Source organism: bacterium (genome assembly GCA_021372515.1).
Lineage (GTDB): Bacteria > Gemmatimonadota > Glassbacteria > GWA2-58-10 > GWA2-58-10 > JAJFUG01.
In genome coordinates, this window is record JAJFUG010000051.1 from 35576 (window position 1) to 51244 (window position 15669).

Genomic DNA, 15669 nt, shown 5'->3' on the forward strand with positions numbered 1-15669 from the left:
GAGGGTCCAGGCAGGCCCGCGCCGATTGCAGGAATGAGGAATGCCGAGAAAGCCGGGGCCGGATAATTCCGGCCCCTTTTTATCTCCACATCCGTTCAATCCAGCCCGGGGAGGCGTTGAGTTATGAACAGCCGTGCCTTGCGTCTTGGCGCCGTGATCTTTCTCAACCTGCTTCTCCTGGCCCCGCTTGCCGGCTCCGGCGCAGCCCGGGCCGGGGTTCGCCGCCCGGTGGACGGGGTCCTGCGGGTGAGCCCGGTCAACCCGCGCTATTTCACGGATAACAGCGGACGGGCGGTCTACCTGACCGGCAGCCACACCTGGAGCAATTTCTGCGAGATATGGGAGGGCCGGCCGGTCATTTTCGATTACAACGGCTATCTGGACTGGCTCGACCGCCACAACCACAACTTCTTCCGTCTCTTTGTCTGGGAGCACGCCACCTGGACCACCTGGGGGCCGGACAGCGCCCGCACCCGTTTCGGCCCGCCGCTGCTCTATCCGCGAACGGGCCCGGGCCTGGCCCTGGACAGCCTGCCCAAATTCGACATATCCCGTTTCAACGAGGCTTTCTTCCAGCGCCAGCGCGAGCGCGTCCAGATGGCACAGAACCGGGGCATCTACGTGCAGGTGATGCTGTTCGAGGGTTTCAGCAACCAGCGCAAGGGCGAGGGTTTCCGCAAGCCGGGCTATGGCAACCCCTGGGGCAGCCACCCGTTCAACAAGGCGAACAATATCAACGCGGTGGACGGAGACGCCAACGGCGACGGCGAAGGCGAGGAGATTTTCACCCTGCATGTCCCGGCGGTCACAGAACTGCAGAAAGCCTATGTCCGGCGGGTGATCGACAACCTGAACGACCTGGACAACTACATCTATGAAATCTGCAACGAGACCGACTCCACCGGGGTCGAGTGGCAGTACGCCATCATCGATCTGATCCACCAGTACGAGAAAACCAAGCCCAAGCAGCATCCGGTGGTGATGACCGTGCCCTGGCCCGGCGGGAAAAACAGCACCCTGTTCGACAGCCCGGCCGAGGCGATCGCACCCAACCCGGACGGTGGCAGGAACCTCTACCGCGGGACCTATCCCCCGGCGGAGGGGAAAAAGGTGATCTTCGCCGACACGGACCACCTCTGGGGCCACGGCGGCAACGCGGACTGGGCCTGGAAAGCCTTCACCAGCGGCTACAACCCGATGTTCATGGACCCGTTCGTGCCCCTGCCGCAGTTCCCGCGCGACAACAATTACCCGGACTATCCCGACTGGGAGCCGCTGCGCGTGGCCCTGGGGCAAACCCTGATGTTCGCCGAGCGCATGGACCTCGTCGCCATGACCCCGCACCCGGAACTGGCCTCCAGCGGGTTCTGCCTGGCCTCGGAGCGCGAGCGCCTGATCTATCTGGGCGAGGGCGGCGCGCTGAGCACCGACCTGTCCGCCATGCCCGGAGAGCTGACCGCCGAATGGTTCAGCCCGGCCTTTGGCGCGGTCACCGACATCTGGCGGGTCCAGGGCGGCGGGAAGCTTGAGCTGCGGGCGCCCTACGAGGGCCCGGCTGTGCTGTACATCCACCATTGAGAGGAGCGGGAGGTGAGCGATGAAAATCTTCAGCCTGAGCCGGACCGTCACATTCGGCCTTCTGCTGGCGGCCCTGGCCGCCTCGGCTGGCCGCGCCGCCAACCCGCCGGTGGATGGAGTCCTGCGGGTCAGCCCGGTGAACCCGCGCTATTTCACGGATAACAGCGGGCGCGCGGTCTACCTGACCGGCAGCCACACCTGGAGCAATTTCTGCGAGATATGGAACGGCGCCCCGGTGGTGTTCGATTACGAGGCCTACCTCGACTGGCTGGAGCGCTACAACCACAATTTCTTCCGTCTCTGGACCTGGGAGAACGCCACCTGGTCGAGTTCCGAAAGCGACACCCTCCGCGACCGCTACGGCCCGCCGCTCCTCTATCCGCGCACCGGTCCCGGCCTGGCCCTGGACAGCCTGCCCAGGTTCGACGTGAGCCGGTTCAACGAGGCCTTTTTCAGCCGGCTGCGCGAACGGGTCGAGCTGGCCCAGCGGCGCGGGTTCTACGTACAGGTGATGCTGTTCCAGGGCTGGAGCATCCAGCACAAGAGCGAGCAACCACTCAAACCCGGCCAGGGCAATCCCTGGAAGGGGCACCCGTTCAACCGGAATAACAATATCAACGGCATTGACGGCGACCTGGACCATGACGGACAGGGGCAGGAGGCCTACACCCTGCGCGTGCCCGGGATCAACGAGCTGCAGAAAGCCTACATCCGGCGGGTGATCGACACCCTGAACGACCTGGACAACTACATCTACGAAATCTGCAACGAGAGCGACACTACCGGCGTGGCCTGGCACTACGCCATGATCGATTACATCCATCAATACGAGAAAGCCAAGCCCAAGCAGCACCCGGTGGTGACGACCGTGCCCTGGCCTTTCGGCGACAACCGCACTCTGTACGGCAGCCCAGCCGAGGCGGTGGCCCCCAACTGTGCGGGCGAACAGAAACTCTACAAGGAAGTTTTTCCCCCTGCGGACGGACGGAAGGTAGTGTTCCTCGACACGGACCACCTCTGGGGCATCGGCGGCAACGCCGACTGGGCCTGGAAAGCGTTCATTAGCGGCTGCAACCCGATGTTCATGGACCCGCTGATGACGCTGACACACATCCCGCCGCTGGACATGTTCCCGCCCGACTCGGTCTGGGAGCCGCTGCGGGTGGCCCTGGGCCAGACCCGCATGTTCGCGGAGAGGATGGACCTGATCGCCATGGCCCCGCACCCGGAGCTGGCCTCCAGCGGGTTCTGCCTGGCCTCGGAGCGAGAGCGGCTGGTCTACGTGGGCGGCGGCGGCGCGGTGAGCGCCGACCTGTCCGCCATGCCCGGCGAGCTGACTGTGGAGTGGTTCAGCCCGTCCTTAGGCGCGGTCACCGACATCTGGCAAGTCCGGGGCGGCGGGAAACTGGAACTGCGGGCGCCTTACGAGGGCCCGGCCGTGCTGTACATACACCGCTGAGCGCGGCACGGGGAACAAAGAGCGTGCGCGGCCAGTATTTATTGTCAGCCGGGCCGCACGGCCCGGCTGAATTGTAATCGGGAAAAGTTGTCTTTTGGCGCCCGAGAGTTTAATTTGAGCGTAACGGCTGCGCGGGGCAGCCTGACACTTATCTCAGGACGGACCGAACCGTATGCGTTTCAAACCCACTGTCGCGCACTATCTCGTTGTCGGACTTAGCGTTCTGCTGCTGAGCGGGGGCTGTTTCAGCCTGAGCATCCCGTTCCTGACCAAGGGCGGGCCGTCCGACGATTTAAAGCCTACCGAGCGCGAGTTCCCGCGCGACAACGTGTTTATCGGTTATGACGGGGACGGCAAGCCGATCGTGGAGCTGCGGCTGGTCAAGCAGGAGGTGAGCAAGGACGGCCTCGTGATCACCACCCGCCTGTTCCCGACCGAGAATTTCAAGGTCCGCAACATTTTCCGCGGCCTGCGCAGCATCAACTACTACCCCATCGAGCGTCGGTTCCACCGTCTGGAACTCAAGTACGGCAAGCGCAAGCTCAAGGCCAAGGTCAAGACCAACCTCGAGGTGCGCGACCAGAAGCCGCTGGATGCCCTGTTCGAGAAATCCGGAGTGTTCCATCTCCTGCCCGACACGATCGACATGGCCGAGTTGAAATTCCAGGATGTAAAGCGCTGGGGCAGGATGAGCGAGCAGAACCTGGCGGAGTGGTACGAGGACAAGGAAAACTACCTGGAGGAGTTGGACCGCCGTCAGCGCCGCTCCGACCTGGTCGAGAGCTACCGCCGCCGCATGAAGCGCGACTACACCCAGACTTTCAGCCAGTACGACTCGCTGTATGTCACCACGAACAACACCTATGTCTACCTGGAGAAGGATGTCAATTCCGATATCCTGTTCGTGATGAACACGGGTGACCGGATCGATTACGGCGTTTCAGACGGGCTTTGGGTGGAGGTCCCGCTGGAGGGGGAGCAGATCAAGACCTACACCCCGATGCTGGAGGCCCGCCGTCAGAAAGCCCTGGTCCGCTGGCGTCAGCAGCGTCAGGCCGCGCGTAGCGGCCGTCGCACCCCCACCGCGGCGCCCTCCGGACCGGGCGGCGCCGGCGGCGCCGAGACGGAACAGGATACGACATTCAAGAACACGGCCTATGTCCTGGACGTGATGGTCCAGCCCAGCTACCGGCAGGCCGTGGCCTGGGAGACAGAGACGATGCAGACGCCGGCGGATGTCCCGCTGTTCGCCCAGGTGCTGCAGGACCGCGAGAAAGAACGCCTCGCCCGGCTGGATTCCATCGCCAAGGCGTACACCGACTCGCTGACCCGGATCAAGGCGCGGGAGGATTCACTGGCGCGGGCGCAGTTTGTCAAGGACAGCACTGCCACCGCGGTCCGTGACAGTCTGGCCGCAGCGAAAAAAGTCCCCGCCGTGGCAGGCGACAGTCTGGGCGCGGCCGGCAAGGCCGCCGCGACCCCGCAGCAGGCCAAGGCCGGCGCCGACAGCAGCGCCGCAGCCAAGCCGGTCCCGGCCAAGCCGGCCGTGGCGCACCCCGATTCAGCCCATCACCCGGCCGCAGATTCGGTCCGCTCCGGTGCGCCGCCACCGTCCCCAGCCGCGCAGTCTGCGCACAAGGACACGAGCGCCGTGAAACCGAAAGCGGACAGCACCTCGGCCCCGCCTCCAGCCGTCGCGGGGCCTGCCGCAGCGTTGCCCGCGGCCGCCGACACCAGCGCCGCCCCCCCGCCGTCAAGCTCGCCCTGATCCGGCGGCAACGGCAGGCATTTCTGTTCCCGGGCTTCGAGTCCGGCTGGCAAGCGTTCTGGAATCAAGGGGAGCGTTCAACGGATGCACTGGGTGGACAGCCACATCATGCAGCTTTCGTACTACATCGATTTCCTGAGCGAGTCCCTGCCGGTCGTACTGACCGTGGCCGTGATCTTCACTTTTTTCATCGTCCAGAGCTTCAGCCGCAAGCTCGACCGTATGTCTTTCTTTCTCGACCGGATAGACAACCATCTGAGCGAGATCGCCTACCTGCTGAAACGCCAGGAAAAGAACGAGGACCCGGGCCAGTCCGGCCATCCGGACAAACCATCCGGGAACTATGACAAACGGGAATGATTCCCCGACGCCTCAGTGGTTTCGGCTGTGGTAGATCGTGGCCACCACGCCGCCGAACAGAAGCAGTACCAGGGAATAGGGAGGGAAAAATGGGATGCTGAGCACGCCGATGTAGAATGACAGCCAGCCGATGCTTTCCAGACTCAGTCTACTTTTTCCTGCCATGGTCCACCGAATTTCTCTTCTTACAATCCGATATTTTACGTTTCAAAGCGGCGGCAGCCGGAATGGAATTGTCACGCTTGTTCTGACGGTCGAGCCATACGCCCGCTGTTTCGCACTCGCCCAGCTTCAGGTAGCTTTCCGCCAGAAGGAAACACAGGCTATCGCGCGCCGGGGTGACCGTGTAGACCTGCTCCAGGTGGTCCACCGCCAGGTGGAAACGCCCCGCCTCCCTTTCCAGGCAGCCGAGCCGGTAACGCGCCTCGATGCAGCTCTTGTCCAGGGTCAGGGCTTTCTCGAACAGAGCGCGCGCGTGGTCAAGCTCTTGGTCCTGAAAGAACACCAGACCCTGCGCGACCAGGCGCTTCGCCTCCTCGACGCGCACCAGCGAGCTGTCGAAACCCTTGTAATCCTGGCGGGTCTGTTCGCTCAGCGGGTCCGGACGGGCGGCAAGCAGCGACCAGCCCAGAACGAGCAGGGTTGCGGCGGGCCCGAAAGGGTTCCTCTTCAAGGGTTTCTCCCGGTGAATATCGTCGGCCGTGACCATCCTGGAACAGGAAGCGCGCTGATCAACACATGCTTCGGCAGGCAATCTGCAATTAAAATAAGCAAAAATCCCCGCGGCTCCAAGTTATTCCTGAGCCGTGGAGGAATCCTCCGGACCTGAGCGCCGGAAATGGAATCGGAGTCATGCCGGAAGACAGCCTGCAACACCTGCGCTCCGTGGTGGGTCGATGCAGCGGGTGACCAGCGCCGCAAGGCGGTCCACGCTGCGGGCCGGGAGGCAGAAAGGGCCGCACTTGCCCGCCGGAGGAAGAATAGTTAGACTATTACCCTGCTAAATTCGGAGCATGAACTTAAAAACGAAGCCATGGGAAAGCTGATGCGACGGGAAATCTGGGCGTTTGTGATTCTGGCGGGGCTGCTGTTGCTGCTGTTCCGCCTGCCGGGAGGCGAGTGGCGCTCCTGGCGGGAGCGGCTGTTCAGCACGGCACAGGACAGCACTGCGGCTGTGGGGAAAGAGCTGCACCCGGACGGCGATTACGCCAAAGTGGCCGGGGCTTTGCAGGGCTATGTCGACTGGCTGCGCGATTCCGAGGTTTCCAGCCGTCTGGAGCGGATCGCCGACTCGCTGCACGCGGTGATGGGCGATCTCGAGAAGCGCCGCGCCGCCGTCGAGGAGGCTGGCTCCCTGGCCGGCATCCGTGAGACCGAATCGTACGATGAGGATTTCTGGCGGGCCGCCCGCGCCATGCAGCAGCTGGAGCAGGCCGCCGGCAGCGCCCTGGTGGAGGTGGACTCGATCCGCACCCTGCTGGTGCTGGAGGGTAAGCGCAAGGCGCCCTCGGTCAGCCGGGCGGCCGAGATCCGCTGGAACGAGCCGGAGCGGGTCGGGGTGCGCGAGGCCTGCTTGAGCTGCCACCAGGAGCTGGACGGCTCGGAGCGGGTGCTGCTGATGCCGGGCCGCGACAACGCGAAGTACCCCGAGTCGATGCTGCACCACCCGCCGCAACAGTTCGGCTGCACGGTCTGCCACCGCGGCGCACCCCAGGCGCTGGATTTCGAGCGCGCCCACGGAGTGGACTACCTCGGCCGCTCGTTCCGTCCGGGGCAACTGGCCCTGCGCTCCTGCGGGATGTGCCACGACCGCGCCTCGGCCAGCGGCAGCCTTTCACGAACCGCCGAGTGGCCCGAGGACTGCGTGAACTGCCACGCCGGCCAGAGCCTGGCCCACCTGAGCCCCGACTCGCTCGTGAGCCGGACGGCCAAGGACCCGGTGGCCGCCGAGCGGAGCATGCGCACCTGGCTGGTGCGCCACTGGGCGCAGAAGACCGGCCATATCCCCGAGCGTGAGGCTTTCGAGCGGGTCTACTCGCGGATCGTCTCGGGGGACGGGCATCACGGCCGGGAGCGGGACGCGGCGGGCAAGGACTCGGTGCGGGGCGTGGAAAAGGGCGCCCTGCTCACTTGTCCCGCCTGCGGACGGCGTTTCCGGGCCGCGGGGGACATGACGGATTACTATTGCCCGCTGGACGGGACCCGGCTGGAAAGGCTGGACAAGAACTGATGCGCTGCGCAGGCTGCCAGGCCGAGCTGGAGGAGACCGCTGTCCGGCCGGAACGCACCGCGGGCGACTGCCACCCGCTCTGCCTGGATTGCCTGCGCAGTCTGGCCCGCAGAGTGCGGCCCACGCAACGCAGCCTCACGCGCACGCTGTACGCCGCCGGGCGCTCTATCAGCCGCTGCGAGGCGTGCGGCGCCGAGGGCGGGACCGAGTTCCATTTCCTGGTCCCTCTGGTACGCGGCGGCACAGCAGAAAGCCGCAACCTGCTCGTCCTCTGCCCCGGCTGCCACCTCAAGGTGCACCAGGGGGCCCGTCCGGTCCTGCGCCTTAGGATCGAGGGCAATAATCCGGAGGGAGACTGTCTCGATGAGCGAGACCCCCATGGATGACCGCGCGCTGCGCAATGATATCCTGGCCCGGCTCTACGCGGCCTGGCAGGCGGAGGGCCTCTATCGCGGGGTGCTCTCGCGCAAGGCCCTGGCCACCGAGTTGCGCCTGGAAAACCAGACCCTGGAGCGCAACCTGGAGTACCTTCTGGAGCGCGGCCTGGTCCGCATGCACAAGATCGAGGACCTGGTTTCGATCACCCCGGACGGGATCGACCGGGTGGAGACCGGCGGAGCACCGGGTGGCCCGGAGCGGATCGAGGCCCTGCTGGCCCGTCTGGAGAAGCTCCTCGGGCGCATCCTGGAGCGGCTCGAAAGCTGAGTCCGGCTGTCCCCGGCAGCCTGACGGAAAAGCCCAAAAGCTTGACATAAACCCGCAATCGTTTTATTTTTCCGCCTTTAATCGACCCCCTTCGTTTCCTCCGGTTTTCTTACCCCCGGTGATAATCGCCCAGTGCGGTGTCTCCCGGTAACGGGGGCCGGAGTTTATTCGGTGTTCCATTCTTTACCAGGAGCAGTTGAGGTGTCATGATGGAAAAGATCAAGGTCGGAGTTCTGGGCGCCACCGGGACGGTGGGCCAGCGGTTTATCACCCTGCTCGAGGGGCACCCCTGGTTCGAGCTGAGCGAGGTCGCCGCCAGCGACCGAAGCGCCGGCAAGACTTACGAGGAAGCGGTTGCCGGGCGCTGGAAAGTCGGCCCGGACATCCCGGAGCGGGTGAAAAAGATGACAGTCAAGGCTGTCGAGCCCGGCCTGGAGTGCAAGATAGTGTTCTCGGCGATGGACGCCTCGGTGGCCGGCCCGATCGAGGAGGCTTTCGCCGCTGCGGGTTACTACGTGTTCAGCAACAGCCGCAACCACCGGATGGACCCGGACGTGCCCCTGCTGCTGCCCGAGATCAACCACGACCACGCCCGCGTGCTGGAGCACCAGCGCAAAAACCGCGGCTGGAAGGGTTTCATAGTCACCAACTCCAACTGCTCGACCATGGGTCTGGTGATCCCGCTCAAGCCGCTGGATGTGCATTTCGGGCTGGAGGCGGTAAATGTTGTCACCATGCAGGCGATCTCCGGGGCGGGCTATCCCGGGGTGAGCGCCCTGGACATCATCGACAATGTGGTCCCTTACATCGGGGGCGAGGAGCCCAAGATGGAGGCCGAGCCGTTGAAGATGCTGGGCAGCCTGAAAGGAAACCAGTTCGTGGACGCCACGTTCAAGGTGAGCGCCCAGTGCAACCGCGTGTTCGTGCTGGACGGCCACCTGGAGTGCGTGAACGTGAAGCTGAAAGAGAAGCCCTCGCTGGAGGCGTTCACCGCGGCGCTGGCCAATTTCCGCGGCCGCCCGCAGGAACTGAAGCTGCCCTCGGCGCCCGATCCGCTGATTATCGTGCGCACCGAGCAGGACCGCCCGCAGCCACGCATGGACCGCGACCACGGCAAGGGCATGGCGGTTACGGTGGGGCGCATCCGCCCCTGCAGCATCTTCGACTTCAAGTTCCTGGTCCTGAGCCACAACACGGTGCGCGGCGCGGCCGGGGCCTCGATCCTCAACGCCGAGTTCCTGAAGGCCGAGGGGTATTGCTGAGATTTTCTGACAGTTGAATAAAAAGCGAAGGGCCGCTCCCGAGGAAAACGGGGGCGGCCCTTCGGCTTTCTGTTTCCGATTTCACTCGGTTGCCGATCTCCCTCACCACAGGTGCCCCTCGTCCAGGTGGGCGCGGTCGGCGGTGCGCCAGTAGCCCAGGCGGAAACGGGTCACGTAGATAGCGCAGGCCAGGAGCATGTAGAACAACAGGTAAGTCCAGAGCGCGGTCACGTTGGCGCCGAAAGCTTTCAGGATCAGAAACACTCCGCCCATGAACACCCCGGCGTCGATCAGCACGGCGGTAAAATAGAAAAAGCGCGTATCTCCCGCCCCGCGCAGCGCCTGCCGAAACAGGAAATACATGGCGATGCATAGATTCCAGACGGCCAGGTAGCGCAGCACCACCCGCCCGTGCACCAGGATCGTCTCGAACGGCACACTGGGGCCCTGGCCCAGGCGCGGGCGGAAAACGGTCAGCATCTGGTCGGGGATCAGCAGGTAGAGCGTACCGCTGACCAACGCCATCGTGAGCAGGATCTTCAGGCCCAGGTAGATGAAATGCTCCGCCTCCTTGAACCGTCCCCGCCCGATCTCCTGAGCGAACAGCACCACCGCCCCGGCGGCCAGTCCCTGGACGTAGAGGTTCAGCAGGTCGTTGACCGACCAGGCGATGTTGTTGGCGGCCAGGGTCTCGGTGGGCATGCGGCCCATCAGCATGAAAAACAGGCTGACCGAGAGCAGGAACCCCAGGTCCTGCAACCCGCAGGGCGCACCGGTGCGGACCAGGTGCAGCACGAAACCGGGCTTGAAAGACCAGGTGCGGCGGGTCTCGAAGCCCTCCTGGTAGCGCTTGCCCAGGAACAGGGAGAACATGATCACGGGCGGGATCACCGAGGCGATGGCCGTGGCCAGGGCCGCCCCCAGGATTCCCAGGCGCGGAAAGCCGAAATGGCCGAAGATCATTACCCAGTCGAGCACGATGTTGACTATGTTGCCGATAATGTTGGCGGTCATAGTGATCCGGCTCATGCCCCGTCCGGTGAAGAACGAGGCGGTCACGTTGTTCAGGATCGTGAACAGCGAGGCGCTGATCAGCACCGTGTAGTAGGTCCGCTCCAGGGCCGCCACCTCGGGGTTGTGGCCGAACCACTCGAACGCGTGCCGTCCCAGCGGCGCCAGGCAACAGATAAGGATAACGTAAGCCCCGATTGCGTAATAGATACCTTGCCAGACCGTGCTGGCGCACATGCGCTTGTTGCCCGCCCCGTGGTAATGCGCCACGAACAGGTTGATGAAAGTCGAGATGGAATAGAAAAACGTGGTCGTGGTCCAGCAGAGGATGGCCGCCGGCCAGACCGCCGCGATCTCGTTGATCCCGTACCAGGACAGGAAAATCCGGTCCACGAACATCATCACCAGAACCGAGCCCTGGTTGAAGATCAACGGCAGGCTGATCCGCAGCAGACGGCGCCAGGGCGCGGCGGACGGGTCGTCCTCCTCATCCCTGAACCCGGCGAACACGGTCGAAATTATGCGCTTAACCATTTTCTCTCGAAAATCCTCTCCACACAATAAAAATGCCCCCTCCGCCAAGACTGCGCGGACCGGGCTTTTCGACCTGGAGTGCGGTGCTCTTGGCGGCGCCGCTCACGCTTCGGGTCAGGGCTTGAAATTTATCTGCGGGTCAGGCAGAGGCAACACCTCAAAATCCACCCCGGCCTCCTCGAACAGCCCGGGGAAATTCCGGTCCGAATACTGGGTGGAGGAGACTACCCGCCGTATACCGGCATTGATTATCATCTTGGCGCAGATAAAACAGGGCGAATGCGTGCAATACATGGTCGAGTCCCCGATCGAGACCCCGTGCAGCCCGGCCTGGATGATCGCGTTCTGCTCGGCGTGGATCGCCCGGCAGACCTCGTGACGGGTGCCGGACTCGATCTGCTGCTCATCGCGCAGGCAGCCCAGCTCGCGGCAGTCACGCAGGCCGCGCGCGGCCCCGTTGTAGCCGGTGGACAGCACGCGGCGGTCGCGGACCAGGACCGCGCCCACGTGACGGCGCAGGCAGGTGGAGCGCTCGCTCACCAGCATCGCCATCTTCATGAAATAGTCATCCCAGCTCGGGCGCTCGCTCATCCCAGCAGCTCCTCGATCTTGCGGTGCAGCTCTTCCAGGCTGCCGTCGTTCAGCACCACCCGGTCGGCCATCCTGAAACAGGCCTCCAACTGCTGCTGGTGCGGGTCGCCGCTCAGTTCGGCCTGCTCCTGGCGCAGGAACTGCTCGTAGGTCCTGGCGTCATCCGGCCGCGCCCGGCTCTTCACGCGCTGCCAGCGGACCTCCACCGGGGCGTCCACCCCCACGAGCAGGAAATCGGGCCGCTTGCGCAGGGCCTCGATCTCGGAGGGGTTGCGCAGCGAGACCACCACCGCGTCCGGCACAGCCGCAAGCGCCCGCAGGGCCAGCTCACCCAGCACGCCCGGCCCGCGCTCGAGCCGCAGCTCGTTGCCCACCATGGTCAGGTTCTCACGGGTCAACTCCAGGCCGCGCCTGGCCAGCTCGGCGCGCAGCAGGTCGGAGAGGCTGAAATAGACAAATCCCTTGCTCTCGACCAGGTAGCGGGCCAGTTCATCCTTGCCCGCCGCGTTGCGCGAGGTCAGACCGATCAGCACTGCGGGGCCTCCCTCCTTTTCCGTCAAAAAACATGTCCGGCCTGCAAAAGGCCGGACAGAGTCGAAGCGTCACGGGTATCCCGGGCAAAGAGCCCGGACCTTTCAGCTCTGCATCAGGCGCAGCAGGGCGGCCACCCGGGAGCGCATCTCGCGCCGGTGCACCACCATGTCCAGCATGCCGTGCTCGAGAATGAACTCGGCGCGCTGGAACCCCTCGGGCAGATCCTGGCGGATGGTCTGCTTGATCACCCGCGGCCCGGCGAACCCGATCAGCGCTCCCGGCTCACCGATGTTGACATCCCCGAGCATCGAGAAACTGGCGGTCACTCCGCCCGTGGTCGGGTTGGCCAGGATGGAGACGAACGGTAGGCCCTCCTCGTGCAGGCGGCCGAGCCAGGCGCTGGTTTTGGCCATCTGCATCAGCGAGAAAATGCCCTCCATCATGCGCGCCCCGCCACTGCGCGAGACCACGATCAGAGCCGTGTGCTGCTCGATCGCTCTGCGCGTGGCGCGGGCGATCTTTTCCCCCACCACCGAGCCCATGCTCCCGCCGATGAACGAGAAATCCATCACGGCCAACTGCAGACGCCGTCCCTCCAGCTCACCCTCTCCGGTCAGCACCGCCTCGTTGTGGCCGCTGGAGGCGACAGCCTTTTCCAGACGGTCACTGTACCGGGAGCGGTCGACAAACCCAAGCGGGTCCTGGCTTTTCATCCCGGAGTCGTACTCCCGGAACGTGCCGGGGTCGAGCAGGAGGGCCACATAGGCCTCGGGAGCGAGGCCGTAATGGAAATCGCAGCGCGGGCAAACATTCAGGTTCTTGTCCAGTTCCTGCTTGTAAAGAATCTCCCCGCAACTTTCACATTTGATCCAGAGGTCATCGGGTATGACTTTTTTCGGCTGGGCTTTGAGACCGCTCTTTTCCTTCCTGAACCAGGCCACAGTCTCACCTCCGGTTTGTTGTCGGTGCAGACCCTGCGCGCGGCCGGCACGGTGAAACGTAAGGCCGGAGCGCACAGGTATGAACAAATAATTTAAGTCCGGATAAGAGATTTAGTCAAGTGCAATGCCGGAAGGCCGGAAACGGCAAGGGCGGAGACACAGTCCGGGGACTGCCTGGAAAAGGCTGGATCAGAGGTCACGCCGCATGATCACGGCGTCCTCGGTGGGCTTGGAGTAGTAGCGCTTGCGCAGGCCGATCCGCGTGAAGCCGTGGTGCTCGTACAGGGTGATCGCGCGCTCGTTGGAGGCGCGCACCTCCAGGAACATCGCGATCACGCCGCGCCTGCGGCAGACTGCCAGGTTACGCTCAAGAAGGCGCGCCCCCACGCCCTGTCCCTGGAACTCCGGATGCACGGCCAGGTTGCCCAGCTCGGAGGACTCGATCACCACCCAGAGGCAACTGTAGCCGATCACCCGTCCGCCCTGCAGGGCCACCAGGCAGAGGGCGTCCGGCAGGTCGATCAGGCGCAGGAAATCCACCTCGTGCCAGGTCTCGCTGAAACAAAGCTGCTCGATCTCCAGGATCTGGCTCAGGTGGCGCCGGGCCATCTTGACCAGGCGCAACGGTGACGGCGAGGGGCCTTGGAGCGGTGAGGGCGTGTCGTTCATTTTCCGAGCCGGAGCTGAACCTGTCCGCTGCGCAGATAAGTCGGTTCGAAAGTGAAAATGTCCTGCACCCGTCGCCGCTGCGGCGCAGCCAGGACCAGCTCGCCCAGGAACGCGGCCTCGGGCAGGTTCAGGCGGGCGGCGGGACGGGAAAGGCTGAGGCCCTTGACACACAGGAGGCCCTCCCAGGCCGCCTCCGCTCCGGCCCCGGCGCAGATCAGGCGCCCGCCGGGCAGATCCAGATCCTCCAGGGCCGCGGCCAGCGCCTCGCCGCTCAGGGCGCAGGGGGCGAGCAGATCCCGGCCCTCGGCCGGACTGTCCGCCCAGAGGTAGACCGCGGCGTAGAACTCGCCCTGGCCCGCATCCAGCAGCGCCAGAGTCGGCAGGCCCTCCATGTGCGCGCCCCAGGCCAGGCACTCCAAGGTCCCCACGGCGTACAGGGGCTTGCCCAGCGACCAGGCCAGGGTCTTGGCCGTGGCCGCCGCGATCCTGAGGCCCGTGAACGAGCCGGGCCCCGCGGCCAGGGCCAGGCCCTCCACCTGCGGCAGAGTCAGGCCCGCCCCCTCCAGCAGGTTCTGGATCAGGGAGAACAGCCGTTCGGTGTGGGAGGCCGGGCTGGAGCTGGTCCGGGTGGCGACAAGCCCCTGCGGGCCCGCCAGGGCCAGCGAGCCCACCGGCGTGGAGGTGTCGAGACAGAGCAGCAACGGGGATTCACTCATTGCTTATCCTTCCCATCCAGCCAGGCATCCAGGCCGCGCTCCAGGCCGGGCCAAAGCTCGCCGAAACAGCGCAGGCGAACGCTGCGCCGCGTCGGGTCCAGCCAGCCGAGCTCCAGTTCCAGGCGGCGCCGGGGCAGAATGCCGCGCGCCCGCTCGGACCACTCCATGCAGACTATCTCGGAGCCTGAGAGCACCTCCGGCAGGCCGATCCCCTCCAGATCCTCGGCGCTGTCCAGACGGTAGCAGTCCACGTGGACCAGTGGCCGGCAGCCGTCCTCGTAGCGGTTGATCAGCGTGTAGGTGGGGCTGGTGATCGGCTCGCCCACTCCCAGAGCCTTTCCCACCGCCTGGATCAGCGTGGTCTTGCCGCTGCCCAGCCCGCCGAACAGCGCCAGGGCGCCGGGGGAATCCATCGCTGCGGCCAGGACTGTCCCGAGCCGGACAGTCTCGGCCAGGTTTTCCAGAATAAAAGCGCGCTCGAAGCGCGCAGGGCTCTCGCTCATGGTATCCGGGGTTGAAAGGTGCAAGTTTTTCGGACGCTTGAAACTAATCCCCGCGGCCCAGCCGCGCAAGACAGCCGTAAAGGCGACGGCCCCCCGGCAACGTGCACCGGCGGGCCGTCAATCTATTCCGCATCAATCTATTGCGCTGCCTATTTCCTGCCACTGTCCAGCTGGTACTGCGCCTTGGCGGCGTTGAGCCGCTCGATCACCTTGATCCAGTTGCCGAAACGCAGGCTGTCGAAATAGGAGAATATCAGGTCCTGGCTCTGCAGATCGATGCTGCGGTCGAACAGGTAGATCGCGGACACGGGCGGCTGACGGATGTAGGCCACCTTGTCCATGAACTTGGGAGAGATCGGAATGATCTGCAAAGGCTTGTATTCCATGCCGTGGCAATAGATCACCAACTCGTGCGGCTCGTAACGCACCTCCTGGCCCATGGCGCGGAAATTCACCAGGAACGGGATAGGCCCCTTGGAGTTGGTCGGGTCCATCGCCGGCCCGTTGCCGGGATTTTCCTTGATCAGGTTGCGAAAATATTCTTTCAGCTCGAGCGTGGCGTAGGTGATTATGCTCTCATCCATCACGGTGACCGAAACTTCCAGATCATCCGTGCGGGTGGTGGTGGTGATGTCGGTCTTGATCAATACCCCGTCATAATCCTCCGGCACATCCTCCCAGCCCTGGGCAAACAGGCTCAGGCAAAAAGACAGACTCAGGACGATCAGGCTGGTGCTCAGTTTACCGGGTTTCATGGCGGCTCCTCGCTGCGGACCGGCGTGGAATGTATAGTTCACTTTTATTCCAA

The 15669-nt window shown here is 64.5% G+C and carries 18 protein-coding genes; 8 read left to right on the plus strand and 10 right to left on the minus strand.

Annotated elements, in window-relative coordinates; all coding sequences use genetic code 11:
- Positions 1 to 123: 123 nt before the first annotated feature.
- The 4 genes from LLH00_05080 to LLH00_05095 all read left to right on the plus strand — a co-directional run bounded on the left by LLH00_05080 (position 124) and on the right by LLH00_05095 (position 5165).
- Positions 124 to 1578 carry a DUF6298 domain-containing protein gene (locus LLH00_05080; GenBank protein MCE5270638.1) on the plus strand — a complete coding sequence of 485 codons (1455 nt, stop codon included), beginning with the start codon at positions 124 to 126 and terminating at the stop codon, positions 1576 to 1578.
- Positions 1579 to 1597: 19 nt separating this feature from the next.
- Positions 1598 to 3037: a DUF6298 domain-containing protein gene (locus LLH00_05085; GenBank protein ID MCE5270639.1), complete on the plus strand. Its 1440-nt coding sequence runs from the start codon at positions 1598 to 1600 to the stop codon at positions 3035 to 3037.
- Between the two features lie 172 nt (positions 3038 to 3209).
- Positions 3210 to 4805, plus strand: coding sequence for a hypothetical protein (locus LLH00_05090; protein ID MCE5270640.1), 1596 nt, complete (start codon positions 3210 to 3212; stop codon positions 4803 to 4805).
- A gap of 84 nt (positions 4806 to 4889) precedes the next feature.
- Positions 4890 to 5165, plus strand: a complete 276-nt coding sequence (locus LLH00_05095) for a hypothetical protein (protein MCE5270641.1) — start codon at positions 4890 to 4892, stop codon at positions 5163 to 5165.
- Between the two features lie 12 nt (positions 5166 to 5177).
- Here LLH00_05095 and LLH00_05100 read toward each other — a convergent pair whose 3' ends face one another.
- Both LLH00_05100 and LLH00_05105 read right to left on the minus strand, forming a co-directional pair.
- Positions 5178 to 5330, minus strand: a complete 153-nt coding sequence (locus LLH00_05100; GenBank protein ID MCE5270642.1) for a hypothetical protein — start codon at positions 5328 to 5330, stop codon at positions 5178 to 5180.
- A complete protein-coding gene (locus LLH00_05105; GenBank protein MCE5270643.1) occupies positions 5314 to 5838 on the minus strand; it encodes a tetratricopeptide repeat protein in 525 nt (174 codons plus the stop codon). Before LLH00_05105 ends, LLH00_05100 begins: the two co-directional genes overlap by 17 nt.
- 372 nt (positions 5839 to 6210) lie before the next feature.
- On the opposite strand from LLH00_05105, the gene LLH00_05110 reads away from it, so the two are divergent.
- The 4 genes from LLH00_05110 (at position 6211) to asd (ending at position 9362) form a co-directional block, all read left to right on the plus strand.
- On the plus strand, positions 6211 to 7395 hold the full coding sequence (locus LLH00_05110) for a hypothetical protein (GenBank protein ID MCE5270644.1): 1185 nt from the start codon (positions 6211 to 6213) through the stop codon (positions 7393 to 7395).
- Complete coding sequence (locus LLH00_05115; protein MCE5270645.1) at positions 7395 to 7781, plus strand: HNH endonuclease; 387 nt, start codon at positions 7395 to 7397, stop codon at positions 7779 to 7781. Before LLH00_05110 ends, LLH00_05115 begins: the two co-directional genes overlap by 1 nt.
- Positions 7759 to 8100: a hypothetical protein gene (locus tag LLH00_05120; GenBank protein MCE5270646.1), complete on the plus strand. Its 342-nt coding sequence runs from the start codon at positions 7759 to 7761 to the stop codon at positions 8098 to 8100. Before LLH00_05115 ends, LLH00_05120 begins: the two co-directional genes overlap by 23 nt.
- Before the next feature lie 209 nt (positions 8101 to 8309).
- Entirely contained in the window at positions 8310 to 9362 is a 1053-nt protein-coding gene (gene asd, locus LLH00_05125; GenBank protein MCE5270647.1) for an aspartate-semialdehyde dehydrogenase, read from the plus strand.
- Between the two features lie 102 nt (positions 9363 to 9464).
- Here the strand turns inward: asd and LLH00_05130 are convergent, their stop codons facing one another.
- The 8 genes from LLH00_05130 to LLH00_05165 form a co-directional block, all read right to left on the minus strand.
- Positions 9465 to 10907: an MATE family efflux transporter gene (locus tag LLH00_05130; protein MCE5270648.1), complete on the minus strand. Its 1443-nt coding sequence runs from the start codon at positions 10905 to 10907 to the stop codon at positions 9465 to 9467.
- A gap of 114 nt (positions 10908 to 11021) precedes the next feature.
- A complete protein-coding gene (locus tag LLH00_05135) occupies positions 11022 to 11498 on the minus strand; it encodes a cytidine/deoxycytidylate deaminase family protein (protein ID MCE5270649.1) in 477 nt (158 codons plus the stop codon).
- On the minus strand, positions 11495 to 12031 hold the full coding sequence (locus LLH00_05140; protein MCE5270650.1) for an AAA family ATPase: 537 nt from the start codon (positions 12029 to 12031) through the stop codon (positions 11495 to 11497). Before LLH00_05140 ends, LLH00_05135 begins: the two co-directional genes overlap by 4 nt.
- A gap of 102 nt (positions 12032 to 12133) precedes the next feature.
- On the minus strand, positions 12134 to 12973 hold the full coding sequence (gene accD, locus LLH00_05145; protein ID MCE5270651.1) for an acetyl-CoA carboxylase, carboxyltransferase subunit beta: 840 nt from the start codon (positions 12971 to 12973) through the stop codon (positions 12134 to 12136).
- Between the two features lie 189 nt (positions 12974 to 13162).
- Entirely contained in the window at positions 13163 to 13642 is a 480-nt protein-coding gene (gene rimI / locus LLH00_05150; protein MCE5270652.1) for a ribosomal protein S18-alanine N-acetyltransferase, read from the minus strand.
- Positions 13639 to 14358, minus strand: coding sequence for a tRNA (adenosine(37)-N6)-threonylcarbamoyltransferase complex dimerization subunit type 1 TsaB (gene tsaB, locus LLH00_05155; GenBank protein MCE5270653.1), 720 nt, complete (start codon positions 14356 to 14358; stop codon positions 13639 to 13641). The genes rimI and tsaB overlap by 4 nt, the downstream gene beginning before the upstream one ends.
- Positions 14355 to 14861: a tRNA (adenosine(37)-N6)-threonylcarbamoyltransferase complex ATPase subunit type 1 TsaE gene (gene tsaE, locus LLH00_05160; GenBank protein ID MCE5270654.1), complete on the minus strand. Its 507-nt coding sequence runs from the start codon at positions 14859 to 14861 to the stop codon at positions 14355 to 14357. The genes tsaB and tsaE overlap by 4 nt, the downstream gene beginning before the upstream one ends.
- Positions 14862 to 15010: 149 nt before the next feature.
- Positions 15011 to 15616: a hypothetical protein gene (locus tag LLH00_05165; protein ID MCE5270655.1), complete on the minus strand. Its 606-nt coding sequence runs from the start codon at positions 15614 to 15616 to the stop codon at positions 15011 to 15013.
- Positions 15617 to 15669 lie beyond the last annotated feature (53 nt).